Annotated in this window: 24 protein-coding genes and 1 other RNA gene; 6 read left to right on the top strand and 19 right to left on the bottom strand. The window is 71.6% G+C overall.

Annotated features, from left to right (window positions below):
• The first annotated feature begins 58 nt into the window (after positions 1–58).
• Entirely contained in the window at positions 59–1192 is a 1134-nt protein-coding gene (pseG, locus tag ACE3UN_RS07195; RefSeq protein ID WP_374674240.1) for a UDP-2,4-diacetamido-2,4,6-trideoxy-beta-L-altropyranose hydrolase, read from the top strand.
• On the opposite strand, the gene gmhB is transcribed toward pseG, so the two are convergent.
• The 13 genes from gmhB to gyrA all read right to left on the bottom strand — a co-directional run bounded on the left by gmhB (position 1189) and on the right by gyrA (position 15619).
• Positions 1189–1770, bottom strand: coding sequence for a D-glycero-beta-D-manno-heptose 1,7-bisphosphate 7-phosphatase (gmhB, locus tag ACE3UN_RS07190; protein ID WP_374674239.1), 582 nt, complete (start codon positions 1768–1770; stop codon positions 1189–1191). The genes pseG and gmhB overlap by 4 nt on opposite strands.
• Entirely contained in the window at positions 1767–2735 is a 969-nt protein-coding gene (rfaE1, locus tag ACE3UN_RS07185) for a D-glycero-beta-D-manno-heptose-7-phosphate kinase (RefSeq protein WP_374674238.1), read from the bottom strand. Before rfaE1 ends, gmhB begins: the two co-directional genes overlap by 4 nt.
• The gene (gene gmhA, locus ACE3UN_RS07180) at positions 2732–3304 is read right to left on the bottom strand and encodes a D-sedoheptulose 7-phosphate isomerase (RefSeq protein ID WP_374674237.1); all 573 of its coding nucleotides are present in this window, start codon (positions 3302–3304) and stop codon (positions 2732–2734) included. The genes rfaE1 and gmhA overlap by 4 nt, the downstream gene beginning before the upstream one ends.
• Complete coding sequence (lapB, locus tag ACE3UN_RS07175) at positions 3301–4452, bottom strand: lipopolysaccharide assembly protein LapB (RefSeq protein WP_374674236.1); 1152 nt, start codon at positions 4450–4452, stop codon at positions 3301–3303. Before lapB ends, gmhA begins: the two co-directional genes overlap by 4 nt.
• Positions 4442–4750 carry a lipopolysaccharide assembly protein LapA domain-containing protein gene (locus ACE3UN_RS07170; protein WP_374674235.1) on the bottom strand — a complete coding sequence of 103 codons (309 nt, stop codon included), beginning with the start codon at positions 4748–4750 and terminating at the stop codon, positions 4442–4444. Before ACE3UN_RS07170 ends, lapB begins: the two co-directional genes overlap by 11 nt.
• 124 nt (positions 4751–4874) lie before the next feature.
• Positions 4875–5195: an integration host factor subunit beta gene (locus tag ACE3UN_RS07165; protein ID WP_374674234.1), complete on the bottom strand. Its 321-nt coding sequence runs from the start codon at positions 5193–5195 to the stop codon at positions 4875–4877.
• A gap of 50 nt (positions 5196–5245) precedes the next feature.
• Positions 5246–6964, bottom strand: a complete 1719-nt coding sequence (gene rpsA / locus ACE3UN_RS07160) for a 30S ribosomal protein S1 (protein WP_374674233.1) — start codon at positions 6962–6964, stop codon at positions 5246–5248.
• A 197-nt stretch (positions 6965–7161) separates the two neighbouring features.
• Positions 7162–9177, bottom strand: a complete 2016-nt coding sequence (locus ACE3UN_RS07155) for a bifunctional 3-phosphoshikimate 1-carboxyvinyltransferase/cytidylate kinase (protein WP_374674232.1) — start codon at positions 9175–9177, stop codon at positions 7162–7164.
• Positions 9178–9201: 24 nt separating this feature from the next.
• A complete protein-coding gene (locus ACE3UN_RS07150) occupies positions 9202–10083 on the bottom strand; it encodes a prephenate dehydrogenase (RefSeq protein ID WP_374674231.1) in 882 nt (293 codons plus the stop codon).
• Positions 10084–10093: 10 nt separating this feature from the next.
• Positions 10094–11242, bottom strand: a complete 1149-nt coding sequence (gene pheA / locus ACE3UN_RS07145; protein WP_374674230.1) for a prephenate dehydratase — start codon at positions 11240–11242, stop codon at positions 10094–10096.
• Positions 11235–12341 (bottom strand): 3-phosphoserine/phosphohydroxythreonine transaminase, encoded by a 1107-nt coding sequence (gene serC / locus ACE3UN_RS07140; RefSeq protein ID WP_374674229.1) that lies wholly within the window; start codon positions 12339–12341, stop codon positions 11235–11237. Before serC ends, pheA begins: the two co-directional genes overlap by 8 nt.
• Before the next feature lie 51 nt (positions 12342–12392).
• Positions 12393–12968 carry a hypothetical protein gene (locus ACE3UN_RS07135; RefSeq protein ID WP_374674228.1) on the bottom strand — a complete coding sequence of 192 codons (576 nt, stop codon included), beginning with the start codon at positions 12966–12968 and terminating at the stop codon, positions 12393–12395.
• Positions 12965–15619, bottom strand: a complete 2655-nt coding sequence (gene gyrA, locus ACE3UN_RS07130) for a DNA gyrase subunit A (protein WP_374674227.1) — start codon at positions 15617–15619, stop codon at positions 12965–12967. The genes ACE3UN_RS07135 and gyrA overlap by 4 nt, the downstream gene beginning before the upstream one ends.
• Before the next feature lie 244 nt (positions 15620–15863).
• Here gyrA and ompA point away from each other — a divergent pair, with 244 nt between their 5' ends.
• The 4 genes from ompA (at position 15864) to ssrA (ending at position 18424) form a co-directional block, all read left to right on the top strand.
• Entirely contained in the window at positions 15864–16523 is a 660-nt protein-coding gene (ompA, locus tag ACE3UN_RS07125) for an outer membrane protein OmpA (RefSeq protein WP_374674226.1), read from the top strand.
• A 124-nt stretch (positions 16524–16647) separates the two neighbouring features.
• A complete protein-coding gene (ubiG, locus tag ACE3UN_RS07120; RefSeq protein ID WP_374674225.1) occupies positions 16648–17361 on the top strand; it encodes a bifunctional 2-polyprenyl-6-hydroxyphenol methylase/3-demethylubiquinol 3-O-methyltransferase UbiG in 714 nt (237 codons plus the stop codon).
• A complete protein-coding gene (gene gph / locus ACE3UN_RS07115; RefSeq protein WP_374674224.1) occupies positions 17358–18035 on the top strand; it encodes a phosphoglycolate phosphatase in 678 nt (225 codons plus the stop codon). The genes ubiG and gph overlap by 4 nt, the downstream gene beginning before the upstream one ends.
• Before the next feature lie 18 nt (positions 18036–18053).
• Positions 18054–18424, top strand: a transfer-messenger RNA (tmRNA) gene (ssrA, locus tag ACE3UN_RS07110).
• A gap of 82 nt (positions 18425–18506) precedes the next feature.
• Here ssrA and ACE3UN_RS07105 read toward each other — a convergent pair.
• Complete coding sequence (locus ACE3UN_RS07105; RefSeq protein ID WP_374674223.1) at positions 18507–19271, bottom strand: SDR family NAD(P)-dependent oxidoreductase; 765 nt, start codon at positions 19269–19271, stop codon at positions 18507–18509.
• A gap of 82 nt (positions 19272–19353) precedes the next feature.
• Between ACE3UN_RS07105 and ACE3UN_RS07100 the strand changes: the two genes are divergently transcribed.
• Entirely contained in the window at positions 19354–20166 is an 813-nt protein-coding gene (locus tag ACE3UN_RS07100) for a hypothetical protein (protein ID WP_374674222.1), read from the top strand.
• A 20-nt stretch (positions 20167–20186) separates the two neighbouring features.
• Here ACE3UN_RS07100 and ACE3UN_RS07095 read toward each other — a convergent pair whose 3' ends face one another.
• The 5 genes from ACE3UN_RS07095 to ACE3UN_RS07075 all read right to left on the bottom strand — a co-directional run bounded on the left by ACE3UN_RS07095 (position 20187) and on the right by ACE3UN_RS07075 (position 24821).
• Complete coding sequence (locus ACE3UN_RS07095) at positions 20187–20753, bottom strand: flavin reductase family protein (protein ID WP_374674221.1); 567 nt, start codon at positions 20751–20753, stop codon at positions 20187–20189.
• Positions 20754–20766: 13 nt separating this feature from the next.
• The gene (locus ACE3UN_RS07090; protein ID WP_374674220.1) at positions 20767–21393 is read right to left on the bottom strand and encodes a pseudouridine synthase; all 627 of its coding nucleotides are present in this window, start codon (positions 21391–21393) and stop codon (positions 20767–20769) included.
• Positions 21394–21496: 103 nt separating this feature from the next.
• On the bottom strand, positions 21497–22708 hold the full coding sequence (locus tag ACE3UN_RS07085) for an ABC transporter permease (RefSeq protein WP_374674219.1): 1212 nt from the start codon (positions 22706–22708) through the stop codon (positions 21497–21499).
• Positions 22708–23460, bottom strand: a complete 753-nt coding sequence (locus ACE3UN_RS07080; protein WP_374674218.1) for an ABC transporter ATP-binding protein — start codon at positions 23458–23460, stop codon at positions 22708–22710. Before ACE3UN_RS07080 ends, ACE3UN_RS07085 begins: the two co-directional genes overlap by 1 nt.
• Positions 23457–24821: an efflux RND transporter periplasmic adaptor subunit gene (locus ACE3UN_RS07075; RefSeq protein ID WP_374674217.1), complete on the bottom strand. Its 1365-nt coding sequence runs from the start codon at positions 24819–24821 to the stop codon at positions 23457–23459. The genes ACE3UN_RS07080 and ACE3UN_RS07075 overlap by 4 nt, the downstream gene beginning before the upstream one ends.
• Positions 24822–24823: the final 2 nt, after the last annotated feature.

Genomic DNA, 24823 nt, shown 5'->3' with positions numbered 1-24823 from the left:
GCAGGGGGCTTGCAGTCAAGGGGTGGGGCGCCGGGCGCGCTGGTTCAACAATGGGCCGATGAAGCCTTCACGACCGACGCCCCGCGTGGCCTTCCGGGTCGATGCCGACGAGCGCCTCGGGGCGGGCTCGCTGGTGCGCTGCGTGGCCCTGGCCGAGGCGCTGCGTCGCCGCGGCGCCCAGCCGCATTTCATCGCCCGCCGGCTGCCCGATGCCTGGGCGCAGTGGCTGCACGCGCGCCAACTGGCCTACACCGACCTGGGGACGCCGCTGGCCACCTTCGAGCCGGCGGAGGGCGACGCACCCCACGCGCCCTGGCTGGGCACCAGCTGGGCGGAGGACGCGCGGCAGACGCGTGCTGCCCTGGGTGAGACAGGGTGGGACTGGCTGGTGGTGGACCACTGCGCGCTCGACGCGCGCTGGGAGCAGGCCATGCGTCCTGCCGCTGCCCGGCTCATGGCCATCGACGACCTGGGCGACCGGTTGCACGAGGCCGATGTGCTCCTGGAGCCGGGCCTGCGCGTGGCCACGCGGGTGCCGGGCCATGCGCGCCGCTGGGTGGGGCCGCGCCAGGCCCTGCTGCGCGAGCAGTTCGCCGTGGCGCACCGCCAGGCGCGCCTGCGCCAGGGGCCGGTGCAGCGGGTGCTGGTGTTCTTCGGCGGCGCGGACACCGGCAAGGCCACGGGCAAGGTGCTGCGTGCACTCGACGGCATGCGCCGCGACGGCCTCGGCGCCTTCATGGTGGACGCGGTGGTCTCGGCGCTGCACCCCGAGCGCGAGGCGCTGGTGGACTTCTGCGCCCGGCGGCCCGGCTGGGCCTGCCATGTGCAGACCGACCGCATGGCCGACCTGATGGCCGCCGCCGACCTGGCGGTCGGTGCGGGCGGCGGCACGCTGTGGGAACGCTGCGCCGTGGGGCTGCCGGCGGTGGTGGTGCCGAAGAACCCCGCGCAAGGCGTGCAGGTGGCCGCCGCCGCCGAAGCCGGCCTGGTGTGTGCGCCACGGGTGCATGGCGACGGGCCGGAGGGCTGGCGCGCCCACATCGAGGCGCTGTGGCTCGATGACGTGCGGCGCCGCCAGATGTCGGCCATGGCCCTGGCCAGCGTGGACGGGCGGGGCGCCGAGCGCGTGGCGCGCGCCATGCTGCAGGCGCCGCTGGGCCTGCGGCCGCAGGCGGAGCGCCCGACGGCCTAGCCGTGGCGCGGGACGGCCAGCACCGCGTCCACGCACGCGGCCAGGTCGTCGAACACGGCGTCGGCGGCCTCCGCCGCACCGGGCTCCAGGGCCTGTCCACAGCGCACCAGGTAGGCGTGGCCCGCGCCGGCTGCGCGTGCGGCCTGCACGTCGGCGAGCTTGTCGCCCACCATGAACGAATCGGCGAGCGACAGCCCGTGCTCGGCGGCCGCGCGCCTGAGCATGCCGGGTTGTGGCTTGCGGCAGTCGCACTCCCGGGCCAGCGCCTCCACCTGGCCGCGCGGGTGGTGAGGGCAGTGGTACACGGCCAGCGGCGGCGCGCCGGCGTCGGCCATGGCCTGCCGCATGTGCCCGGTGAGCGCCTGGTAGTCGGCCTCGGTGTAATAGCCGCGTGCGATGCCGGACTGGTTCGTCACCACCACCAGGGCCCAGCCGGCCGCCTGCAGTCGCTGCAACGCCGGCAGCACGCCGGGCAGGAACTCGAAATCCTCCCAGCGGTGCAGGTAGCCGGTGTCGCGGTTGATGACGCCGTCGCGGTCGAGGAAGGCTGCCCGTCGCGGCGCCGCGCCCGGGCTCATGCCGCCCACTCGTCGTAGCCCACGCTGGCGGTGCCGAACTTGGCCACCACCAGGCTGGCGGCGTGGTTGGCCCAGGGCACGGCCTGGGCCAGGGGCACACCGGCGGCCACCAGGGCGGCCAGGGCCGCGATCACGGTGTCGCCTGCGCCGGTGACGTCGAAGACCTCGCGTGCCTCGGCGGCCACGTGGTGGCTGCCGTCGGCGTCGAACAGCGTCATGCCCTCCTCCGAACGGGTGAGCAGCAGCGCGTCCAGGCCGAGCTCGCGGCGCATCGCCTGCGCCAGCGTGGCCAGCTGGGCCTCGCCCTTCCAGGGGCCCGTGATGAGCGCCAGCTCTCCGCGGTTGGGGGTGAGCGCGGTGGCGCCGGCATAACGCGCGTAGTCGGTGCCCTTGGGGTCGATGAGCACGGGCTTGCCGGCGGCACGGGCCAGCTCGATCATGCGCGGGATATGGGCCAGGCCACCCTTGCCGTAGTCGGAGAAGACCACCGCGTCGTGTGCCGGCAGCGCCGCCGCGAAGTCATTGACCATCTGCGCCAGCACCTCGTGGTCCGGCGTGTTCTCGAAGTCGATGCGGATCAGCTGCTGGGAGCGGCCGATCACACGCAGCTTGACGATGGTCTTGAGCTGCGGGTCCCGGCCCAGGGCGGTGGCCACCTGGCGCTCGGCCAGCAGCTGCTCCAGGCGACGGGCTGCCTCGTCCTCGCCCACCACCGTCAGCAGCGTGGCCTGGGCGCCGAGCGATTGCACGTTGACCGCCACGTTGGCGGCCCCGCCCAGCCGGTCTTCCTCGCGCGTGACACGCACCACGGGCACGGGCGCCTCGGGCGAGATGCGGTCCACCGCCCCGAACCAGTAGCGGTCGAGCATCACGTCGCCCACCACGAGCACGCGCGCACGGGCCAGGCGCTCGCGCGCGGGCAGGGGCAGGCGGGCGGCGGCGGTCGCGCGGGCAGGGGCCGTCATGCCAGCCCCAGGCGCTGCTCGACCAGCCCGCACAGCGTGTGGATGACGAGGATGTGCGCCTCCTGGATGCGCGCCGTCGTGGGGCTGGGCACCACGATGGCCACGTCGCACAACGGCGCGATCGCCCCGCCGTCGCGGCCCAGCAGGCCGACCACCTTGATCCCGGTGTCCCGGGCGGCCTGCACCGCGCGCAGCACGTTGGCGGACTGCCCCGAGGTGGAGATGGCCAGCAGGACGTCGCCCGGCCGGCCCAGGGCGCGCAGCGGGCGGGCGAAGACCTCGTCGAAGCTGTAGTCGTTGCCGATGCAGGTGAGCGCGGAGCTGTCGGTGGACAGGGCGATCGCGGCCAGCGGTGGCCGGTCCTTCAGGAAGCGGCCGGTGAGCTCGGAGGCCACGTGCTGCGCATCGGCGGCCGAGCCGCCGTTGCCGCAGGACAGCAGCTTGCCGCCGGCGGCCAGCGCCTCGGCGATCAGGCGGCCGGCGTCCTGCACGTCCGTGTCGAGCGCGCCGAGCTGCTGGAACAGGCGCAGGTGATCCGCCAGGTTGTCGGCGAACAGGGTGGTCGTCATAGTTCCTCCACGCGGCGTGGCGGGAAGCTGTCCCAGCTCAGGCAGCCAGGGCATTGCCAGAAATAGCGCTGCGCCTCGAAGCCGCAGGCCGCACAGCGGTAGCGCTGCTGCGGCCGGGCGGCGCGTGCCACCGCCTCGCCGACCGCCTGCGCCGTGCCGGTGGGCCAGTCGGCGAGCGGCCGCGCGAGCATGGCCTGCGCGGCGCTCAGCGTGGGCTGCTGGCGCAGGTGCGGCAGCAGCCGCGGTTCGGCCGACAGCTCATGGCCGTCCAGACGCGCCAGCGCGCGCAGCAGGTCCAGTCCCGGGGCCTGTTCGTAGGCCGCCTGCAGGCGCGCATGCGCCTCGGGCTGCTGGGCGCAGGCCACGGCGCTGTCGGCGTAGCCGGTGGCCACCAGTGCGAACGCGGCCGGGTGGTGCAGCCGCAGTTCGTCCCACGCCGCCAGCGCCTCGGCGTGCTGGCCGGCCGCCGCCAGGCGCTGGCCGGCCAGCAGCAGCGGGCGCGGCGCATGCGGCGCGGCGCGGCGCGCCTTGGCCAGGGCCTCCTGCGCCAGCGCCGCCTGGCCCTTGCCGTCGGCCTCCTGGGCGAGCTCGCACCAGTGGTGCGCAATGCGTGTGCCGAAGGACCCGGTGCCACTGCGCTCGAGCGCCGTGGCCGTCTCCGCGGCGGCGGACCAGTCGCGGGCCCGCTCGTACAGGTTGAGCAGGGCCAGGCGGGCCTCGGTGTCGAAGGCCGTGCCTTGCAGGGCACGGTAGGCCTGCTCGGCGCGGTCGAACAGCCCCGCCTTCATGAAATCCTGGGCCAGGGCGTGCTGTGCGCGGTCACGCTCGCTGGCGGCCAGGTCGGCCCGGCCGAGCAGGTGCTGGTGCACGCGCACCGCGCGTTCGAACTCGCCGCGCCGCCGGAACAGGTTGCCGAGCGCGAAGTGCAGCTCGGTGGTGTCCGGGTCGTGCTGCACGGCCTCGATGAAGGCGTCGATGGCCTTGTCCTGCTGCTCGTTGAGCAGCAGGTTCAGGCCCTTGAAGTAGGCCTTGGGCGACTCGCGGTTCTCGCGCTTGAGCTGGCGCAGGTCCAGGCGCGAGGCCAGCCAGCCCAGCGCGAACGCCGCAGGCAGCGCCAGCAGCCACCAGGTGGGCAGCTCAAACTCCATCGGGGATGACCGGTGGCGGCGGTTCGGGGGTGTCGGCGGGCGCGGCGGCCGGCTTGGCCGGGGGCGTCTCGGGGGCCAGCTGGCGGGCGAGACGGCGCTGCTTCCACCAGCTGGGGGCCATGGCGAGCACGCCGAAGGCCGTGCCCGCCGCAAAGGCCGCTAGCACCATGAACACCATGGGCGCGTTCCAGGCATAGCCGAAGGCCCAGTTCAGCGTCGCCGGGTGCTGGTTGTGCAGCGAGAACGCGAACAGCGAGAAGAAGATGAAGGCCCGGAAGAGCCAGACGAAAAAGCGCATCGCCGGCGATTCTACGGACGGGGCACGGCCCGCGCCCTGCATGCCCGGTCGCCGGACGGGCCGGACAAGAAAAAAGGGGCCCCGCGAGGGGCCCCTGTCGGGCAAGCCGGCGCGGTGCGCCACATCAGGACGTGCCAGGCTCCGCCGCGGGAGGATCCACCGGCAGGCTGGCATCCACGCCTTCGCGCAGCGCCTTGCCCGGCTTGAAGTGCGGCACCAGCTTCTCGGGAATCGTCACCTGCTCGCCGCTGCGGGGATTGCGCCCCACGCGCGGCGGCCGGCGGTTGATGGAGAAGCTGCCGAAGCCTCGGATCTCGATGCGGTGCCCGCGCGCCAGGGCGTCGGACATCGCGTCGAGGATCGTCTTGACGGCAAACTCGGTGTCACGTTGCGTGAGTTGAGCGAAGCGGTCCGCCAGCTTCGCCACGAGATCCGAGCGTGTCATGGGGCAGTGATGGTGTCAGCGCAAGCTTGCAGCAATCCAACGGCGATCGATCAGCCGTTGTTCTGGTTGTCCAGCTTGGCACGCAGCAGGGCGCCCAGGCTGGTGGTGCCGGCGGTCTCGCGCTCGTTGGCCTGCGACAGACGCTGCATGGCTTCCTGCTGGTCGGCCTGGTCCTTGGCCTTGATCGACAGCTGGATGTTGCGGGTCTTGCGGTCCACGTTGACGATCATCACCGAGACCTCGTCGCCTTCCTTCAGCACGTTGCGCGCGTCTTCCACGCGGTCCCGGCTGATTTCGGAGGCGCGCAGGTAGCCCATGACGTCGTCGGCCAGCTGCACTTCGGCGCCGCGCGGATCCACCGTCTTGACGGTGCCGGAGACGATCATGCCGCGGTCGTTCACCGAGGTGAACGTGGCGAAGGGGTCGCCATCGAGCTGCTTGATGCCCAGGGAGATGCGCTCGCGCTCGACGTCGATGCCCAGCACCACGGCCTCGACTTCCTGGCCCTTCTTGTAGTTGCGCACGGCGGTCTCGCCCGGCTCTTGCCAGGACAGGTCGGACAGGTGCACCAGGCCGTCGATGCCGGCAGCCAGGCCCACGAAGACGCCGAAATCGGTGATGGACTTGATCGGGCCCTTGACCTTGTCGCCGCGCTTGACCGTGGCGGAGAACTCCTCCCACGGGTTGGCCTTGCACTGCTTCATGCCCAGGCTGATGCGGCGCTTGTCCTCGTCGATCTCCAGGACCATGACCTCGACTTCCTCGCCGAGCGTGACCACCTTGGAGGGGGCGACGTTCTTGTTGGTCCAGTCCATCTCGGACACGTGCACCAGGCCCTCGATGCCCGGCTCGATCTCGACGAACGCGCCGTAGTCGGCGATGTTCGTGACCTTGCCGAACAGGCGGGTGCCAGCGGGGTAGCGGCGCGACACGCCCAGCCAGGGATCGTCGCCCAGCTGCTTCAGGCCCAGCGAGACGCGGTTCTTCTCGGCGTCGAACTTCAGGACCTTGGCGGTCAGCTCCTGGCCGACCTGCACCACCTCGCTCGGGTGGCGGACACGGCGCCAGGCCATGTCGGTGATGTGCAGCAGGCCGTCGATGCCGCCCAGGTCCACGAACGCACCGTACTCGGTGATGTTCTTGACCACGCCGTTGACGATGGCACCTTCGTGCAGCGTCTCGAGCAGCTTGGCGCGCTCTTCGCCCATGGAGGCCTCGACCACCGCACGGCGCGACAGCACGACGTTGTTGCGCTTGCGATCGAGCTTGATGACCTTGAATTCCATGGTCTTGCCCTCGAACGGCGACATGTCCTTGACAGGACGCGTGTCGAGCAGCGAGCCGGGCAGGAAGGCGCGGATGCCGTTGACCAGGACCGTCAGGCCGCCCTTGACCTTGCCGGACACGGTGCCGGTGACGAAGTCGCCGGACTCCAGCGCGTTCTCCAGGGCCAGCCAGGACGCCAGGCGCTTGGCCTTGTCACGCGACAGGATGGTGTCGCCGTAGCCGTTCTCGACGGCGTCGATGGCCACCGAGACGAAGTCGCCGACCTGGACCTCGATCTCGCCCTGGTCGTTCTTGAATTCGTCGATGGGCACATACGCTTCGCTCTTCAGGCCGGCGTTCACGACCACGAAGCTGTGCTCGATGCGCACCACCTCGGCGGTGATGACCTCGCCCGAGCGCATCTCGGCGCGTTGCAGGCTTTCCTCGAACAGGGCGGCGAAGGATTCACCACCGAAATCGGCGGCGACTTGGGTGTCGGACATGTGGTTTCCTAGGGCGGCCGGCTGCGCAACGGGAGGAGCCGGCCAACTTTGCGGCGGGGGGACGCCGCAGGGTTGGAGGTTGACGAGTTCACCGCCCTCGATCGGGCCCATTGCAGGCCTGGGAGGGTAGGGCGGTGGGCCCATGCCCGAAAGGCGCCCGCGAAGACGCCTTTCGTCTGTGCCCCTGCCGGTTGCGCTCAGAAGGGGCGGCGCTGCTGCCACCAGCCCAGCACCTGGTCGACCGAAGCTTCGACCGACAGATGCGAGTTGTCCAGCAGCATCGCGTCCTCGGCGGGCTGCAAGGGCGCAACGGAGCGGGTTCGATCCCGTTCGTCACGCTGCCGCAAGTCCGCGCGAAGGTCGTCCATGCTAGCCGGAATTCCCTTGGAAATCAACTGCTTATGCCGTCGCGCCGCGCGCGCGTCGGCGCTGGCGGTGAGGAAGACCTTGAGCGTGGCACCCGGGAACACCACCGTGCCCATGTCCCGCCCGTCGGCCACCAGGCCGGGGGCACGGCGGAAGCTCAGCTGCAGGGTGTGCAGGGCCTGGCGCACTTCGGGGTGCACCGACACGCGCGAGGCCATGCCGCCGGTGGATTCGAGGCGCAGCGGGTGGCTGATGTCGCGCCCCGCCAGCAGCACCTCGTCGCCGGTGAAGCGCAGGTCCAGGCCCGCGGCCAGGCGGGCCAGGGTGGGGCCGTCCTCCAGCGACACGCCGGCGTCCTGCGCGGCCAGCGCCGTGGCCCGGTACAGCGCGCCGGAGTCCAGCAGGTGGTAGCCCAGGCGCGCAGCCAGTTCGGCCGCCAGCGTGCCCTTGCCGGAGGCCGTGGGGCCGTCCACCGCCAGCACCGGCACGGCGTCGGGCGCCGGCGTGGCCACCGAGAACAGCGCCTCGAAGTAGTCGGGGAAGGTCTTGGCCACGCAGCGCGGGTCGAGGATGCGCACCGGCACCCCCGCCCCGGCGGCCGCCGACAGTGCATTGAAGGCGGCCAGCGAGCCGCACATGGCCATGCGGTGGTCGTCGTAGGTATGCAGCGCCGCGGGCTGCCAGCGCACGGGCGGGTGCACCTCGATGCTGTCGGCGGTGTCCACCACGCGCGCGCCCAGCTTGCGCAGCTCGGTGGCCATGGCGGCGATGCGGTCGGTTTCCTTCACCCGCCAGCTGGCGATGCCGGTGAGCCGGCTGGGCCCGTCAGCGTACAGCGCCATCACCGCCAGCGTCATGGCGGCGTCGGGGATGTGGTTGCAATCCAGCGTGATCGCCTTGAGCGGCCAGGCGCCCCGCCGCACGGCCAGCCAGCCCGGGCCGCCCTCGACGACCGCGCCCATGGCCCGCGCGGCGTCGACGAAGCGGATGTCGCCCTGGATGGCATCCAGGCCGACGCCCTCGATGTGCACCGGTGCGTCCGTGCCGGCGATGGCGCCGGCGGCGATGAAGTAGGACGCCGACGAGGCGTCGCCTTCGACATGGATGCTGTCCGGCGAGCGGTAGGCCGAGCCGGCCGGAATGACGAAGCGCGCGTAGCCTTCCCGCTCGACGGCGACGCCGAAACGCGCCAGCAGGCCGAGCGTGATGTCGATGTAGGGCTTGGAGATGAGCTCGCCCTGCACCTCGATGGTGACGGGCTGCTGCGCGGCCAGCAGCGGCAGCGCGAGCAGCAGTGCCGTCAGGAACTGGCTCGAGACGTCACCCCGCACCCGGATGGGCTGCGCGGTGTCCAGCCCGTGCGGGCTGCCGTCGCCCACCCGCAGCGGCGGGTAGCCGGCGCGCCCCAGCTCGGCCACGGGGCAGCCCAGCTGGCGCAGGGCGTCCACCAGGTCGCCGATGGGCCGCTCGTGCATGCGGGCCACGCCGGAGAGCTCGAAGGCCCCGCCCTGCGTCGCGGCCAGCACGGCCAGCGCCGCGGTGAGCGGCCGCATCGCCGTGCCGGCGTTGCCCAGGAACAGGGTGGACTCGCGGGTGGCCAGGCGCCCGCCCAGGCCGGTGACATGGCACACGGCCCCTTCGCGGCGCAGTCCGCAGCCCAGCGCCGCCAGCGCGTCGAGCATGACCCGGGTGTCGTCGGAGTCGAGCAGGTCGTGCACGGCCGTCGTGCCGGCGGCCAGGCCGGCCAGCAGCAGCACGCGGTTGGAGATGCTCTTGGAGCCGGGCAGGCGCACGCTGCCGGCGGCGCCCACCAGGGGCGGCAGATCGAGGAAGGCGGTGGAGTACATGGCGGTGGCGCGCGGACGGCGCCCTTACTTGCGGCCGTGGCGGCTGTGGCCCATGCGCCAGTGGCTGCGGGCGTGCGAGACCCCGGTGATCAGGGCTTCCAGGGCTTCGCCCTGGCAATCGCGCAGCACCTGCTCCAGCACGCCCAGGGCGCCGCGGAAGCGCTCGCTCTGGCGCAGGATCTCCTCGCGGTTGGCGATGAGGATGTCGCGCCAGATGGCCGGGTCGCTCGCCGCGATGCGGGTGAAGTCGCGGAAGCCCGGTCCGGCCAGCGAGAGGAACTGGTCGCTCTCCTTCTGCTGCAGGATGCCGGTGAAGTAGGCGAACGCCAGCAGGTGCGGCAGGTGACTCACGGCCGCGAACGCCGCGTCGTGCTCCTCGGGCGTCATCACCTGCACATGGCAGCCCAGCGCCGTCCACACGGCGCGCGCCTTGTCCACCAGCGCGGGCGCCGTCTGGGCAATCGGCGTCAGGATGACCTGCCGGTCCTTGTAGAGCTGCGCATCGGCGTGCTGCACGCCGGCCTGCTCCTTGCCGGCGATGGGGTGGGCCGGCACGAAGGCGGCCGCCCGCTCCTTGAGCACCCGGCGCGCCGCATCCACCACGTCACGCTTGGTGCTGCCCACGTCCATGAACAGCACCTCGGGGCTCACCAGGTGGCGGATGGCGCGGAAGGTGATGTCGGTGGCGGCCACGGGCACGGCCAGCAGCACGATGTCGGAGCCGGACACCGCCAGCAGGGCGGATTCGGCCGCCTGGTCGATGACGCCCATCTGCCGGGCGCGCTCGGTGGTGGAGGGCGACTTGCTGTAGCCGATCACCCGGTCCACCAGCCCGGCCTGCTTCATGGCCAGGGCAAAGGAGCCACCCATCAGCCCGCAGCCGATCAGGCCGAGTTGCTTGAACATGGCCATGGGCTCAGTGGACGTCCAGGGGGTAGGTGCCCAGCACCTTGAAGAAGGCGCAGGCTTCGCGCAGTTCCCTCAGCGCCGTGGCCACGTGCGGCTCGTCGGGGTGGCCCTGCAGGTCGATGTAGAAGTAGTACTCCCACTGGCCCGAGCGTGCGGGCCGCGACTCGAACCGCGTCATGGACACGCCGTGGCGCTTCAGCGGCACCAGCATGTCGTGCACGGCGCCCGGGCGGTTCATCACCGACACGATGAGGCTGGTGCAGTCATGCCCCGATGCCTTGGGCTGGGGGTGGCGGTGCGGGTCGGTGACGATGACGAAGCGGGTTCGGTTGTGCGGGTCGTCCTGGATGGCCGGGGCCACGACGTGCAGGCCGTACTCGCCACCGGCCCGCAGGCTGGCGATGGCCGCCAGGCGGGGATCGGAGGCGGCCTGGCGCGCGCCTTCGGCATTGCTGGCAACCGGCCGGCGCTCCGCCTGGGGCAGGTGGTTGGACAACCAGCCGTGGCACTGCGCCAGGGCCTGCGGATGCGCGCAGACCGCCTGGATGCCGTCCAGCGAGTTCTCCTTGCGCAGCAGGTTCTGCCGCACGTAGAGGCTGGTCTCGCCGATGATGAACAGCGGCGTGGTGAGCAGGATGTCCAGCGAACGGGCCACCATGCCCTCGGTGGAGTTCTCCACCGGCACCACGCCGAAGTCGGCGGCGCCGGAGGCGGTCATCGCGAAAACCTCGTCGATGCTGGCGCACAGCACGCGCACGATGGAAGCGCCGAAGTAGCCGAGTGCGGCCTCCTCGCTGAAGGTGCCGGCCGGGCCCAGGTAGGCCACCCGCGTGGGCGTTTCGAGCGCCCGGCAGGCCGACATGATCTCGCGCCAGATCGGCGCCACGCTGTCGGTGCGCAGCGGCCCGGGGTTGGCGGCCTTCAGGCCGTCGATCACCTGCGCCTCGCGCTCGGGGCGGAAGACCACCGAGCCTTCCTTCTTCTTCAGCTCCCCCACCGCCAGCGCCAGGCCGGCGCGGCGGTTGAGCAGCGCGAGCAGGTCGCGGTCGAGCGCGTCGATCTGGGTGCGCAGCGCCAGCAGCGCCGGCGGGGTGTCGCCAGCAGGCGGCGGTGCGGGGTCGGACGGGGGCACGGGCCCCGGGGGGGTGTCAGCCATGGCGGCGGGCGAAGTCGGCCATGTAGCTGACCAGGGCTTGCACCCCGGCCAGCGGCATGGCGTTGTAGAGGGAGGCCCGCATGCCGCCCACGGACTTGTGGCCCTTGAGCTGCAACAGGCCGGCTTCGCGTGCGCCGGCCAGGAAGGCGTCGTTGAGGGATTCGTCGGCGAGGAAGAACGGCACGTTCATGCGTGACCGGGCCTCCCGCGCGACGCGGTTGGCATAGAAGCCGCCCGATTCGTCCAGGCAGCGGTAGAGCAGGGCGGACTTCTCGGCGGCGCGGCGGTCCATCTCGGCCACGCCGCCTTCGCGCAGGATCCACTGGAACACCAGCCCGGCGATGTAGATCGCATAGGTGGGCGGCGTGTTGAACATCGACTGGTTGGCCGCCACCAGGGTGTAGTCGAAGGCGGACGGGCAGATGGGCAGGGCGCGGCCCAGCAGGTCGTCGCGCACGAACACCAGCGTCAGCCCGGCCGGACCGATGTTCTTCTGCGCGCCGGCGAACACCAGGCCCACGCGCGACCAGTCGATGGGACGCGAGAGGATGTGCGACGACGCATCGGCCACCAGCGGGGCGCGGCAGCCCAGCGCCCCCAGGTCGGGCAGCGTGTGCATCTCCACGCCGTGGATGGTCTCGTTGGAGCACACATGCACGTAGGCGGCGCCATCGCGCAGCGCCCAGGTGGCGGGGGCGGGCAGCGTGGTGTGGCCGCCGGCCTCGTTGCTCGCAGCCACGCGTGCGTCGGCATAGCGACTGGCTTCCTTCAGCGACTTCTGGCTCCAGGCCCCGGTGACCACCACGTCCACCGCGCCGCCCTGCGACAGGTTCATCGGCACGATGGCGTTCTCGCCCAGGCCGCCGCCCTGCATGAACAGGATGCGGAACGACGACGGCACGCCGAGCAGCACACGCAGGGTGGCCTCGGCCTCCTCGTAGATGCTGATGAACTCCTTACCGCGGTGGCTCATCTCCATCACGCCCATGCCGCTGCCGTGCCAGTCCAGCATCTCCTCGGCCGCCTGGCGCAGCACCGGTTCGGGCAGCACGGCCGGGCCGGCAGAGAAGTTGTAGGGGCGGTGGCGAAGGGTTGTCATGCCGGCGGACGTGCGGGGCGGGGGGAGGTAGGGCGCGTCAGGAACGACGCGTCACTTCTTCGGGGCAGGCTTCGCGGGGGCGGACGCGCCGGACGCCGGGGCGGCCGCGGCGAAACGCTTCTGCAGCGTCTGCTCCAGCGCCTTGAGCTTGGGCTCCATGGTCGCGCGGGTGTCCTCGGTGATCTTGCGCGCGATGGCCTGCTGCATGTCGATGCCGAGTTCCTGGTACTTGCGTGCCGCGGAGGATTCCAGCCAGGTGATGACCTGACGCAGTTCGTCCTCGGTGAGGCGCTCCTCCAGCATGGGGCCGAGGATGGCGGGTGATTGCCTGGCGGCGCTGTCCTTCAGGCGGGCGAGCATCTCGTCGTAGAAGGCCTTCACGTCGGCCTGCACCTGCTTGGCCAGCGGCTCCCGCTTGTCGGCCGGCACACGGGCCAGGGCGGGGCCGGCCGCGGACATCAGTCGCCCGGCAGTGTCGGCCGCCATGTCGCGGGCCAGGGATTCCACCGCCGGCTGCTGCAGCTGCACCACCTTGGCGGCCAGTTCCTTCTTGGTCTGGGCCAGGGCGGGCGACAGCGTGGCCGCGATGAGGACGGCGGCCGTGGCCGTGTTCCGGAGAAAGGTCATGCGGGGTCGCTTTCATGGTCGCCGGATGCCGGCGTGGCGGGGTGGTCGATGTCGCCCTCGACCTCGGCCTGCGCGTCGTTCTCCACGATGCGTTGCAGGCCGGACAGCTTGGCGCCATCGTCGAGCGCGATGAGGGTGACGCCTTGCGTGGCGCGGCCAAGCTCGCGGATCTCGGCGACGCGGGTGCGCACCAGCACGCCGCGGTCGGTGATGAGCATGATCTCGTCGTTCGCGCGCACCAGCGTGGCGGCCACCACCTTGCCGTTGCGCTCGCTCTGCTGGATGGCGATCATGCCCTTGGTGCCTCGGCCGTGGCGGGTGTACTCGACGATGGAGGTGCGCTTGCCGAAGCCGTTCTCGGTGGCGGTGAGCACGCTCTGCGTCTCGTCCTCGGCCACCAGCATGGCGATCACGTTCTGGCCGGGCTCCAGCGCCATGCCGCGCACGCCGCGGGCATTGCGGCCCATGGGGCGCACGTCGTCCTCGTCGAAGCGCACGGCCTTGCCGCCGTCGCTGAACAGCATGACGTCGTGCTTGCCGTCGGTGAGGGCGGCACCGATGAGGTAGTCGCCCTCGTCCAGGTCCACGGCGATGATGCCGGCCTTGCGCGGGTTGCTGAACTCGTCGAGCGCGGTCTTCTTCACCGTGCCGAGCGCGGTGCACATGAACACGTAGTGGTCGGCCGGGAAGCTGCGGAACTCGCCGGTGAGCGGCAGCACCACGGTGATCTTCTCGCCCGGCTGCAGCGGGAACATGTTGACGATGGGCTTGCCGCGGCTGGCCCGGCCGCCCTGCGGCACCTCCCACACCTTCAGCCAGTACACGCGGCCGCGGTCGCTGAAGCACAGGATCCAGTCGTGCGTGTTGGCGATGAAGAGCTGGTCGATCCAGTCGTCTTCCTTGGTCTGCGCGGCCTGCTTGCCGCGGCCGCCACGGCGCTGGGCGCGGTATTCGGCCAGCGGCTGGCTCTTGATGTAGCCGGTGTGGCTGAGCGTCACCACCATGTCGGTGGGCGTGATCAGGTCCTCGGTGCCGAGTTCCTGCACGTTGTGCTCGACGACCGACCGGCGCGCGCCCACCTTGGTCTGGCCGAACTCCTGCTTGAGCGCAGTGAGCTCCTCGCTGATGATGAAGGTGACGCGCTCGGGCTTGGCCAGGATGTCCAGCAGGTCGGCGATCTGGGCCATCACGTCCTTGTACTCGCCGACGATCTTGTCCTGCTCCAGGCCGGTCAGACGCTGCAGGCGCATCTGCAGGATCTCTCCCGCCTGGTCGTCGGACAGCCGGTACAGGCCGTCGGCCTGCATGCCGTAGTGCGACGGCAGGCCCTCGGGGCGGTAGGCCGCGGCGCCGCCGGGGTTCTCACCCTCGGCGCGCGCGAGCATCTCGCGCACCAGCGACGAATCCCAGCTCTGCGCCATGAGGGCCTGCTTGGCCATGGGCGGCGTGGGCGATTCCTTGATGATGCGGATGAACTCGTCGATGTTGGCCAGCGCCACCGCCAGGCCTTCCAGCACGTGGCCGCGTTCCCGCGCCTTGCGCAGCTCGAACACGGTGCGGCGCGTGACCACCTCGCGCCGGTGCTCGAGGAAGATCTCCAGCAGCTGCTTGAGATTGCACAGCTTGGGCTGGCCGTCGACCAGCGCCACCATGTTGATGCCGAAGGTGTCCTGCAGCTGGGTCTGCTTGTAGAGGTTGTTCAGCACGACCTCGGGGACCTCGCCGCGCTTGAGCTCGATTACCACCCGCATGCCCGACTTGTCGGACTCGTCCTGGATGTGGCTGATGCCCTCGAGCTTCTTCTCGTGCACCAGCTCGGCGATGCGCTCGAGGAGCGTCTTCTTGTTGACCTGGTAGGGGATCTCGTCGACGATGATCGCCTGCCGGGATCCCCGGTCGATGTCCTCGAAGTGCACCTTGGCGCGCATCACCACGCGCCCGCGGCCGGTGCGGTAGCCCTCGCGCACGCCGTTCAGGCCGTAGATGATCCCGGCGGTCGGGAAGTCCGGCGCGGGGATGATTTCCATCAGCTCGTCGAGCGTGGCTGCCGGGGCCTTCAACAGGTGCAAACACGCATCGACAACCTCGTTCAGGTTGTGAGGCGGGATGTTGGTGGCCATGCCCACGGCAATGCCCGCGGCGCCGTTGACCAGCAGGTTGGGCAGGCGGGTCGGCAGGACCAGCGGCTCCTTCTCGGAGCCGTCGTAGTTGGGCCCGAAGTCCACCGTCTCCTTGTCGATGTCGGCCAGCATCTCGTGGGCGATCTTCGACAGGCGGATCTCGGTGTACCGCATGGCGGCGGCGTTGTCGCCGTCCACCGACCCGAAGTTGCCCTGGCCGTCCACCAGCATGTGGCGCAGGGAGAAGTCCTGCGCCATGCGGACGATGGTGTCGTACACCGCCGTGTCGCCGTGGGGGTGGTACTTACCGATGACGTCACCGACGATGCGCGCGGACTTCTTGTACGGGCGGTTCCAGTCGTTGTTCAGCTCGTGCATCGCGAACAGCACCCGCCGGTGCACCGGCTTCAGGCCGTCACGTGCGTCAGGCAGGGCACGCCCGACGATGACGCTCATCGCGTAGTCGAGGTACGAACGCCGCATCTCCTCCTCGAGGCTGATGGGCAGGGTTTCCTTGGCAAATGAAGTCATCGAAGCGGGGGCTGTCGTCGCGGAACCGCGAAAGGACGGATTCTACGAGGCGCGCCTTGTGGTAGCGCCGCAACATGCGCGGGGGCGTCCTCGGGCGGGCGCACCAAAATGCGGTCCACCGGGGGCCCTATGGCACAATGAGCCGTCGGTGTAAGCACCCTCCAGGAGTGGTGTTTGCCCTGAAGTTGCGCTTCCGATTTGGACGTATCGCAGGCTATCTGCGGCTTTCCTTGAGAGGAGAATCATGAAGAAACTGAACAAGGTGGCGATGCTCTTCGCGTCGGCCGCGCTTGCCGCGCCGATGTCGAGCGCGTTTGCCCAGAAGTCTGTCGACAACTGGCGCGCCACCGACGGCACCGTCTGGAAGAACGGCACCAACGAACTCTGCTGGCGCGATGCCAGCTGGACGCCTGCCACGGCCGCCGAGAACTGCGACGGCGCCCTGAAGGCTGCCGCTCCGGCTCCCGCCCCGGCCCCGGCCCCGGCGCCCGCCCCGGCCCCGGTCGCTCCCCCGGCCCCGCCCGCCCCGCCGGCGGCCCCGACGAGCGAGAAGGTCACGTACGCCGCTGACGCCTTCTTCGACTTCGACAAGGCTGTGCTCAAGCCCGAAGCCAAGGCGAAGCTGGACGACCTGATCAGCAAGACCAAGGGTGTGAACCTGGAAGTCATCATCGCCGTCGGTCACACCGACGCCGTGGGCTCCGACACCTACAACCAGAAGCTGTCGGTCAAGCGCTCGGAAGCCGTCAAGGAGTACATCGTCTCCAAGGGCGTCGAGAAGAACCGCGTCTACACCGAAGGCAAGGGCGAGAAGCAGCCCGTCGCCGACAACAAGACGAAGGAAGGCCGCGCCAAGAACCGCCGCGTCGAAATCGAAGTGGTCGGTACCCGCGCCAAGCAGTAATCGCACGCAGCCGTCGCGTCTGCACGGCCTGCACAACCCCGCCTCGGCGGGGTTTTTCTTTTTTGGGCGGCCGGGATTCCCTGCGCCGGCGCCTGCCCGGGCCCGGCTTCATTACCATTGCGCCATGGCTGAAACCACTGTCAATGCCGACCCCCAGGAACTGGCGAAGTTCGGCGACCTGGCCCACCGCTGGTGGGACCCGGAGGGCGAGTTCCGCCCGCTGCACCAGATCAACCCCCTGCGCCTGGACTGGATCGCGGCCCAGGCCGAGCTGCCGGGCCACGATGTGCTCGACGTCGGTTGCGGCGGCGGCATCCTGGCCGAGTCCATGGCGCGGCGCGGCGCCCGTGTGCTGGGCATCGACCTGTCCACCAAGCCGCTGCGGGTGGCGCGCCTGCACGCGCTCGAGGCCGGCGTGGCCCAGCTGGACTACCGCGAGGTGGCCGTCGAGCAGCTGGCTGCCGAGCGGCCGGCCAGCTTCGACGTGGTCACCTGCATGGAAATGCTGGAGCACGTGCCCGAGCCGGCGTCCGTGGTGCGCGCCTGCGCCACGCTGGTCAAGCCGGGCGGCCGGGTGTTCTTCTCCACGCTCAACCGCAACCCCAAGTCCTTCCTCTTTGCCATCGTGGGCGCGGAACATGTGCTGCGTCTGTTGCCCAAGGGCACGCACGAATACGCCCGCTTCATCCGCCCGAGCGAACTGGCCCGGTTCGCGCGCGACGCCGGCCTGGAGCCCGACGGCCTCAAGGGCATGAGCTACAACCCGCTCACCCGGCGCTACTGGCTGGGCGAGGACACCGACGTGAACTACCTGATGGCATGCCGCCGGCCGGCATGAGCGCGCCGCTTGTCGGGCGCTGGTCGGCGGTGTTGTTCGATCTCGATGGCACGCTGATCGACAGCGCCCCCGATCTCGCCGGCGCGGCCAACGCGCTGCGTGCCGAGCACGGCCTGCCGCCGCTGCCCTACGAGGAACTGCGCCCGATGGTGGGCGCCGGTGCGCGCGGCATGGTGGGCAAGGCCTTCGGGGTGGCGCCGGGGGATGACCGATTCGAGTCGCTGCGCGACGGTTTCCTGTCGCTCTACGAGCGCATGCTGCTGGAGCGCACCCTGCCGTTTCCGGGCGTGCCGACGGTGCTCGACGCGCTGGAGGCCGCCGGCATCCCCTGGGGCATCGTGACCAACAAGGCCACGCGCTTCACGCTGCCTGTGGCCACTGGCCTGGGCATGGCCGCGCGCACGCCGGCCCTGGTCTGCGGGGACACGACGCCGCACGCCAAACCGCACCCGGAGCCGCTGTGGGAGGCCGCGCGCCGCCTGGCCGTCCCGCCCGAGGCCTGCATCTACGTGGGGGACGACCTGCGGGATGTGCAGGCGGGCCGCGCCGCTGGCATGGCCACCCTGGTGGCCGCCTGGGGCTACCTGGGTGAAGGCGAGCCGGTGCACGCCTGGGGCGCCGACGCGATCATCGAACAACCCCACGGGCTCTTGAAATGGCTCGGGTTGGCCTAAAATACAAGTTCTCTTCCTGGGGCCGACCTGGTTTCGACGTGGGTGCGGAGTTGGGATAGGGCATGCCGAGCACCAGTTCGCTCGTAAAACCACTGGAAACAAAGTAACTGCGAACGACGAACGTTTCGCCCTCGCCGCTTAACACCGGTGAGCCTCTCAACGGTTGGCCCATGGGCCGGGCGTGAGCCGCAAGGCAAGCGCTGAGAGGTCATTCACATGGGCTGGTTCCCCGGTTGGCCACGGGCCGGGGAACAAGATCAAGTGGCTGGCGAGTCCGGTAGCGTGCTGCTGCGCGACCGGGCGCGTGAGAACCAAATCAGTCAGCTAAGCATGTAGATCTACCTGGCAATGGCTTGCGGACGGGGGTTCAATTCCCCCCGGCTCCACCAAACACGCACACGCAAGGCCCCGGCTGCACCCGCAACCGGGGCCTTGCTTCTTTCACGGCCGTTCTCGGTCCACGCGCCGCCCTCAGGCGTCGCGCACGTCCGCCACCGGCGCCTGGCCGAAGTCCGGGCGGTCCAGGTAGGCCAGCACCTTGCGTGCGGCCTGGGCGGGGGAGTCGAGCTGGCCCAGGCGCTGCAGTTGCACGAAGCGCTCTCTTTCGGGGAAGCGCTGCGCGTCGGCGCTGCGCAGCTGGGTCTGCATGTCGGTGTCGATGACGCCGGGCGCCAGCGACACGAGCTTCGCCCCGTTCGGGCGGGCGGCCTGTTCGAGCGCGACGGCCCGGGTGAAGTGGTCCATGCCCGCCTTGGCGGCGCAGTACACCGCGCTGCCGGCCATCGCCCGCCGCCCCAGGCCCGACGAGATGTTGAGCACCTTGCGCGGCAGGGCCCAGGTGTCGGTGGCGTGCAGGAAGGCGGCGGTCAGCAGCATCGCGGCCTCCAGCCCCACGCGCAGCGCCGTGGACGCATCGCCCAGGGGTGTGGCGTCCAGCGGGCCGGGGGGCGTGACGACACCGGCGTTGTTGACCAGCGTGGCGCTGGCCCAGGCCGACCCGTCCTGTGCCACCAGCCGGCTGGCCAGCGCTTGTGCCGCGGCCACAGCGTCCGCCAGGTCGATACCCCATTGGTCCAGCGACGCGCCGCGTGCGGCGGCCAGCGCGGCGAGCTCGGGTGACGCGTGGCGCGCGATGCCGATGACGTGGTGGCCTTCGTGCAGGCGCTGCACGGCGAGCGCCGCGCCGAGGCCGCGCGACGCGCCGGTGATGATGGTGAGGTGGGACGGGGGGGGCATTGGGGGTAGCTTCGGGCTCGGTCCTGCGGCCGGCAGGCGCATGCGGGCGAGCATAACCGTGCGCCGGACCGACAATGCCGCCATGGATTCTCCTGACCCGACCCCCTCGACCGCCTCGACGCCCTCTTCTGCGGCCTCCGGACGCCACCGGCGCTGGTGGCAGCGGCCGTCCGTCATGTCGCTGGGCGCCACCGTGCTGCTGCTGGCACTGGCCGCCGGCTGGAGCGCCTGGGAACTGCGCGACGCGCCCGGTCGGGCAGGCGGCCCCGCGGCTGCCCAGGGGCCGGCCGGCATGCCGTGGCAGGTGCAGGCCCTGGGCGACGGCACGAGCGAGGTGTTCGGGCTGCGGCTGGGCCGCACGACGCTGGCCGAGGTGGGCCCGCGCTTCGAACGCGACCTGCGCGTGGCGCTGGTGGCGCCGCTCGGCCAGCCCGACGCGGTGCCGGCGCTCGAGGCCTACGTCGAGACCTTCCAGGCCGGGGCCATCCAGGGTCGGCTGGTGATGGCCTTCGACGCCGAACCGGGCTGGCTGCGCGCCGCCCTGGCGCGCTCGCCGCGTGACACGGTGGCCGGCAGTGGTGGCGCCCGCCAGCATGCCCTGTCGGAGGACGACCGCCTGCAGGCGCAGTCGCTGGTGCTGTCGGCCCTGGCCTTCGTGCCGGCCGCCCGGCTGGACGAGGCGACCGTGCAGGCGCGCTTCGGTGCGCCGGCCGAGCGCGTCACCGGGCCCGAGGGCGAATCGCAGTGGCTGTACCCGGATCGTGGCCTGGCCGTCGTGCTGCCCCCCGCCGAGGGTGACCTGGCGCGCGCCAAGGCGGTGCTGCAGTACGTGGCGCCGCGCGACTTCGACACCCGGCTGCGCGACCCGCTGCGCCGCGCGGCTTCCGGCGGCTGAGCCCGCCGCGGGGGCCGGGCTCAGTCGCCGCCCCCCTCCACGGCGTCCCCGATGGCGAGGAAGTGGCCGCCCGCCACGTGGTGCACGGTGCGCAGGCTGTCGGGTGCCTCGTCGAAGTGCCAGCGGCCGGCGCTGAACACGCGGGTGTCCGCCCAGGCCGCGCTCACCTGGCCCAGGAAGAGATCGAAGCGCCCCTCCTGCTCGGGCTGGGCCACACGTTCGCAGTCCAGCCAGGCCACGCAGCCGGCCACCAGCGGCGAGCGCGCGGCCGGCTCGGCCAGGGCCTGCACGCCGCCGGACGCGAACTTGTCCGTCTCGTGGCCGCTGTGGGTGCCCAGCCAATGCACCAACCGGGCTTGCGCGACGCAGGGCACGCTGAGCGCGAACCGCCCCGAGGCCTCGACCAGCGTACGCGTCCACGTGCTCTTGTCGAGCACCACCGCCACCTTGGGCGGGTCGAAGTCCAGCGGCATGGCCCATGCCGCCGCCATCACGTTGCGGCGGTTGCCGTCTGCCGCGCTCACGAGCACGGTGGGGCCGTGGTTCAGCAGGCGATAGGCCTTGTTCAGGTCGACGGCGTGGCGCATGGAGTCGAGCGAGTCAGAAGGAAGAGGGGCAGGGGGCTTGCAGCGTGAGCCATCGCCCGTCGGCCGGATGCCGCAGGCGCAGGCGGTGCGCGTGCAGCAGCAGGCGAGGCGCCAGCGCCTGCACGTCCGGCGGCGCATAGAGCTCGTCGCCGAGGATGGGGTGGCCGATCTCCTGCAGGTGCACTCGCAGCTGGTGGGACCGGCCCGTGAGCGGGCGCAGCGCCAGCCGGGCCGTGGGCACCGGGCCGGGCAGTGCCTGCAGCCGACGCCAGCCGGTGACCGACGGCTTGCCGTGCAGCGTGTCCACCTGCTGGCGCGGCCGGTTGGGCCAATCGCAGGACAAGGGCAGCGTGATGCGGCCGGAAGCGGCGGCGGGATGGCCGGCCACCCGCGCCAGGTACAGCTTGTGGACCTGGCGGCTGGCGAAGGCGACGCTCAGTGCGCGCTGCACCGCGGCGCCGCGGCCGAACACCAGCACGCCCGAGGTGCCCATGTCCAGGCGGTGCACCACCAGCGCATCCGGGTAGCGCGCCTGCACCCAGGCCGCGGCGCAGTGGGCCTTGTCCGGCCCGCGGCCGGGCACCGACAGCAGGCCCGACGGCTTGTCGATCGCCACCAGCCACGCGTCCGCGTGCAGCACGGCGGGCGCCGTGTCCGCACCCGCGGCGCAGAGGGCAAGGGAAGCACGGGGGGCAGGGCAGTGGCTCATGACGCCCGCGCACTCTATCCGGTAGGCGCGCGCCTCACTCGTGGCGCAGCGCGTCGATCGGGTCCAGGCGCGCCGCGCGGCGGGCAGGGAAGTAGCCGAACACCACGCCGATCGCGGCCGAGAAGGCGAAGGCCAGCAGGTTGATGCCCGGATCGACGGCGAAGGGCACCTGCATCAGCGACGCCAGGCCCAGCGACGCACCGAAGGCCAGCACCACACCCGCCAGCCCGCCGAGCGACGACAGCACCACCGCCTCGATGAGGAACTGCAGCAGCACCTCGCGCTCCAGTGCGCCGATGGCCAGGCGCACACCGATCTCGCGGGTGCGCTCGGTGACGCTGACGAGCATGATGTTCATGATGCCGATGCCGCCCACCAGCAGGCTCACCGCGGCCACGGCGCCCAGCAGCGAGGTCATGAGCCGCGTGGTGCCCGACAGCGTCTGCGCGATCTGGGCGGTGTCCAGCACGTTGAAGTTGTCGTCGGCGTCGGCGGCCAGCTTGCGCCGCTCGCGCAGCAAGCCCTTGAGGGCCGCCACCACGCGAGCGGTGTCCGTGCCGTCGCGCACCGACACCAGGATGGTGCCGACCCGGCTGGAGCCGGTGACGCGCCGCTGTGCGGTCTTCAAGGGCACGATGAGCGTGTCGTCCTGGTCCATGCCCATGGCCGACTGGCCCTTGGAGGCGAGCACGCCGATCACCTCGCACGAGAAGGACTTCACCCGCACCTGCTCACCCAGCGGCAGGCGGTCGGCGCCGAACAGCTCGCGCCGGACGGTGGCGCCGATCACGCACACGGCCGCGCCGCTGTCCTCTTCGTCGGCGGTGAAGCCGCGGCCGCTGGCGATCGTCCAGTTGGCCACGGTGAAGTAGTCGACGGTGCTGCCGGTGACGGTCGTGGACCAGTTGCGCCCGTTGGCCACCGCGGTGACCGACGCACGCACCTCCGGCGCCACGGCCCGCACGCCGCCGATCTGCGAGCGGATGGCGTCGAGGTCCGCCTGCTTGAAGGGCGGCGCCCCGGCGCTGCCGGTGCCTGGCCCCATGCGCTGGCCGGGGCGCACCATCAGCAGGTTGCTGCCCAGGGCGCTGATCTGGTCGCGCACGGCCTGCGTGGCCCCGTTGCCCAGCGTCACCATGGTGATGACCGCGGCCACGCCGATGACGATGCCCAGCACGGTCAGGAACGAGCGCAGCAGGTTGCGGCGGATCGCCCGCAGCGCCAGCACGAAGGTGTTCCCCCACATCAGGCGGCTCCTTCCGCGGCGGGCTCGGCCACCGGTTCCGGCGCCAGCCGCTCGTCGCGCGCGATGCGCCCGTCCACGAAATGCACGATGCGGCGCGCGAAGGCCGCCATGTCGGGCTCGTGGGTCACCATCAGCACGGTGATGCCCCGGTCGCGGTTCAGCCCGGCGATGAGCGCCATGATCTCGCGGCTGCGCTCGGAATCGAGGTTGCCGGTGGGTTCGTCGGCCAGCAGCACCGTGGGCTGGGTGACGATGGCCCGCGCGATGGCCACGCGCTGCTGCTGGCCGCCCGAGAGTTCACCTGGCGTGTGCGATTCCCAGCCTGCCAGCCCCACCTGCGCCAGCGCGTCGCGCGCAGCAGCCCGGCGCCGGGCCGCGGGCTCGCCGCGGTAGAGCAGCGGCAGCTCCACGTTCTCCAACGCGCTGGTGCGCGTGAGCAGGTTGAAGCCCTGGAACACGAAGCCGAAGTGCCGCCGGCGCAGCCGAGCGCGCGCGTCGCGGTCCAGGCCGTGCACGGGGATGCCCTCGAACTCGAACTCGCCCGAGGTCGGCGTGTCCAGGCAACCGAGCACGTTCATGGCGGTGGACTTGCCCGAGCCGCTGGGGCCCATGATGGCGACGAACTCGCCGCGCTGGACGTCGAGGTCGACGCCCTTGAGCGCCTGGAAGGCCACGGCCCCTTCGCCATAGACCTTGGTCACGCCACGCAGGCGGATGAGCGGCGCGGACGCCTCCGTCCGGGATGGGGTCACCGCCCGCCTCCTGCCTGCTGGTCCACGATCACCTGCTGGCCCTCGGCCACCTCGGGGCCGCTCACCTCCGTGAGCCGGCCGTTCGACAGGCCGGCCGTGACCTGGATGACGCGCGCTTGACCGCCATCGAGCACCCAGAGGCGGCGGGTGGCGCCGGCCGCGTCCTTGTTGGCCTCGGCGGGGCGCGCGCGTTTGACCGCCTGGCCGCCGGGCGGGCGGGGCATGAGCGACGACACGATGCCGCCGCCCGAGCCGCCGCCCGCCGGTGCGGCGGCAGCCGTGGGGTCGAAGCTGAACGCGGTGTTGGGCACCCGCAGCACGCCGCGCCGCTCGGTGGCGGCGATGGTGGCGGTGGCCGTCATGCCGGGGCGCAGGCTGAGATCGGGGTTGTCCACCCGCAACTGCGTGGGGTAGGTGACCACGTTGTCGGTCGTCGTGGAGCCGAAGTTCACGCGCGTCACCTGCGAGGGGTAGCGCCGGCCCGGCCAGGCACTGACGGCGAAGGTGGCGGCCTGGCCGGCTTGCAGCTGACCGACGTCGGCCTCGTCCACGTTGACCACGAGTTCCAGCTGCCGCAGGTCCTGCGCCATGGTGAACAGCGTCACCGCCTGCAGCGAGGCGGCCACGGCGTTGCCCGGCTCCACCGCGCGCGTGAGGATCACGCCGTCGAATGGCGCCCGGATCGAGGCCTTGGCGAGGTTTGTCTCGTCGGTGCGCAGGGTGGCCTTGGCCTGGCTGACGGCAGCGCGTGCGTTGGCCTCGGCCGCCTCCGCCTTGGCCACGGCGGCGCTCGCGGTGTCCAGCTCGGTGGCCGCGGGCAGGCGCCCGCCGGACAGCCGTTGCACTTCCTTCAGCCGGGCGAGCGCCACCCGCGTTTCCAGCGTGCTGGCCGATGCCTGGTCGGCCGCGGCCTCGGCGCTGCGCACGGCGGCGCGCGATTTCTCCACCTGGCCGGCGAACTTGGTGGTGTCCAGGCGCACCAGCACCTGGCCCTTGGCCACCCGGTCGTTCACGTCCACCAGCACCTCGGCCACGGTACCCGAAAGCTCGCTGCCGATGTTGGCCGAGCGGGTGGGCTTGAGCGTGCCGTCGGCGCTCACCGTCACCGCGATGTCGCCGCGTGTGACCGGCTCGGTGACGTACCGCGGCGCCGCATCGCGGCGTGCGGCCTGCTGCCAGGCCCAGGCGCCGGCCAGCACCGCCACCACCGCCGCCAGCATCAGCCAGGTGGCCGGGCGCTTCCAGCGGGGGCGGGTGTCGCCGAGCAGCCAGTCGGGCAGGGTGCGTGAGGCGGCGGAGGTGCCCGAGGCCGGCGTGGGGGCGGGGGATGGGGCGGGCGACGGGGTAGGGGAGGGGGCCATGG

This window comes from Ideonella sp. (genome assembly GCF_041918995.1).
Lineage (GTDB): Bacteria > Pseudomonadota > Gammaproteobacteria > Burkholderiales > Burkholderiaceae_C > Ideonella.
Note: the sequence above shows the minus strand (reverse complement) of the source record. Positions and strands in the feature narration are given on the sequence as shown.

Excerpts from the sequence above, each read along its gene's own strand:
- ubiG (WP_374674225.1), top strand. The coding sequence starts at position 16,648 with ATGGCTGAAACCACTGTCAATGCCGACCCCCAGGAACTGGCGAAGTTC.
- pseG (WP_374674240.1), top strand. The coding sequence starts at position 59 with ATGAAGCCTTCACGACCGACGCCCCGCGTGGCCTTCCGGGTCGATGCC.
- ACE3UN_RS07100 (WP_374674222.1), top strand. The coding sequence starts at position 19,354 with ATGGATTCTCCTGACCCGACCCCCTCGACCGCCTCGACGCCCTCTTCT.
- gph (WP_374674224.1), top strand. The coding sequence starts at position 17,358 with ATGAGCGCGCCGCTTGTCGGGCGCTGGTCGGCGGTGTTGTTCGATCTC.
- ACE3UN_RS07170 (WP_374674235.1), bottom strand. The coding sequence starts at position 4,750 with ATGCGCTTTTTCGTCTGGCTCTTCCGGGCCTTCATCTTCTTCTCGCTG.
- lapB (WP_374674236.1), bottom strand. The coding sequence starts at position 4,452 with ATGGAGTTTGAGCTGCCCACCTGGTGGCTGCTGGCGCTGCCTGCGGCG.
- rpsA (WP_374674233.1), bottom strand. The coding sequence starts at position 6,964 with ATGTCCGACACCCAAGTCGCCGCCGATTTCGGTGGTGAATCCTTCGCC.
- gyrA (WP_374674227.1), bottom strand. The coding sequence starts at position 15,619 with ATGACTTCATTTGCCAAGGAAACCCTGCCCATCAGCCTCGAGGAGGAG.
- ACE3UN_RS07155 (WP_374674232.1), bottom strand. The coding sequence starts at position 9,177 with ATGTACTCCACCGCCTTCCTCGATCTGCCGCCCCTGGTGGGCGCCGCC.
- ACE3UN_RS07075 (WP_374674217.1), bottom strand. The coding sequence starts at position 24,821 with ATGGCCCCCTCCCCTACCCCGTCGCCCGCCCCATCCCCCGCCCCCACG.
- ACE3UN_RS07095 (WP_374674221.1), bottom strand. The coding sequence starts at position 20,753 with ATGCGCCACGCCGTCGACCTGAACAAGGCCTATCGCCTGCTGAACCAC.
- serC (WP_374674229.1), bottom strand. The coding sequence starts at position 12,341 with ATGACAACCCTTCGCCACCGCCCCTACAACTTCTCTGCCGGCCCGGCC.
- ACE3UN_RS07085 (WP_374674219.1), bottom strand. The coding sequence starts at position 22,708 with ATGTGGGGGAACACCTTCGTGCTGGCGCTGCGGGCGATCCGCCGCAAC.
- ACE3UN_RS07135 (WP_374674228.1), bottom strand. The coding sequence starts at position 12,968 with ATGACCTTTCTCCGGAACACGGCCACGGCCGCCGTCCTCATCGCGGCC.
- ACE3UN_RS07165 (WP_374674234.1), bottom strand. The coding sequence starts at position 5,195 with ATGACACGCTCGGATCTCGTGGCGAAGCTGGCGGACCGCTTCGCTCAA.
- gmhB (WP_374674239.1), bottom strand. The coding sequence starts at position 1,770 with ATGAGCCCGGGCGCGGCGCCGCGACGGGCAGCCTTCCTCGACCGCGAC.
- ompA (WP_374674226.1), top strand. The coding sequence starts at position 15,864 with ATGAAGAAACTGAACAAGGTGGCGATGCTCTTCGCGTCGGCCGCGCTT.
- ACE3UN_RS07105 (WP_374674223.1), bottom strand. The coding sequence starts at position 19,271 with ATGCCCCCCCCGTCCCACCTCACCATCATCACCGGCGCGTCGCGCGGC.
- ACE3UN_RS07150 (WP_374674231.1), bottom strand. The coding sequence starts at position 10,083 with ATGTTCAAGCAACTCGGCCTGATCGGCTGCGGGCTGATGGGTGGCTCC.
- rfaE1 (WP_374674238.1), bottom strand. The coding sequence starts at position 2,735 with ATGACGGCCCCTGCCCGCGCGACCGCCGCCGCCCGCCTGCCCCTGCCC.
- pheA (WP_374674230.1), bottom strand. The coding sequence starts at position 11,242 with ATGGCTGACACCCCCCCGGGGCCCGTGCCCCCGTCCGACCCCGCACCG.
- gmhA (WP_374674237.1), bottom strand. The coding sequence starts at position 3,304 with ATGACGACCACCCTGTTCGCCGACAACCTGGCGGATCACCTGCGCCTG.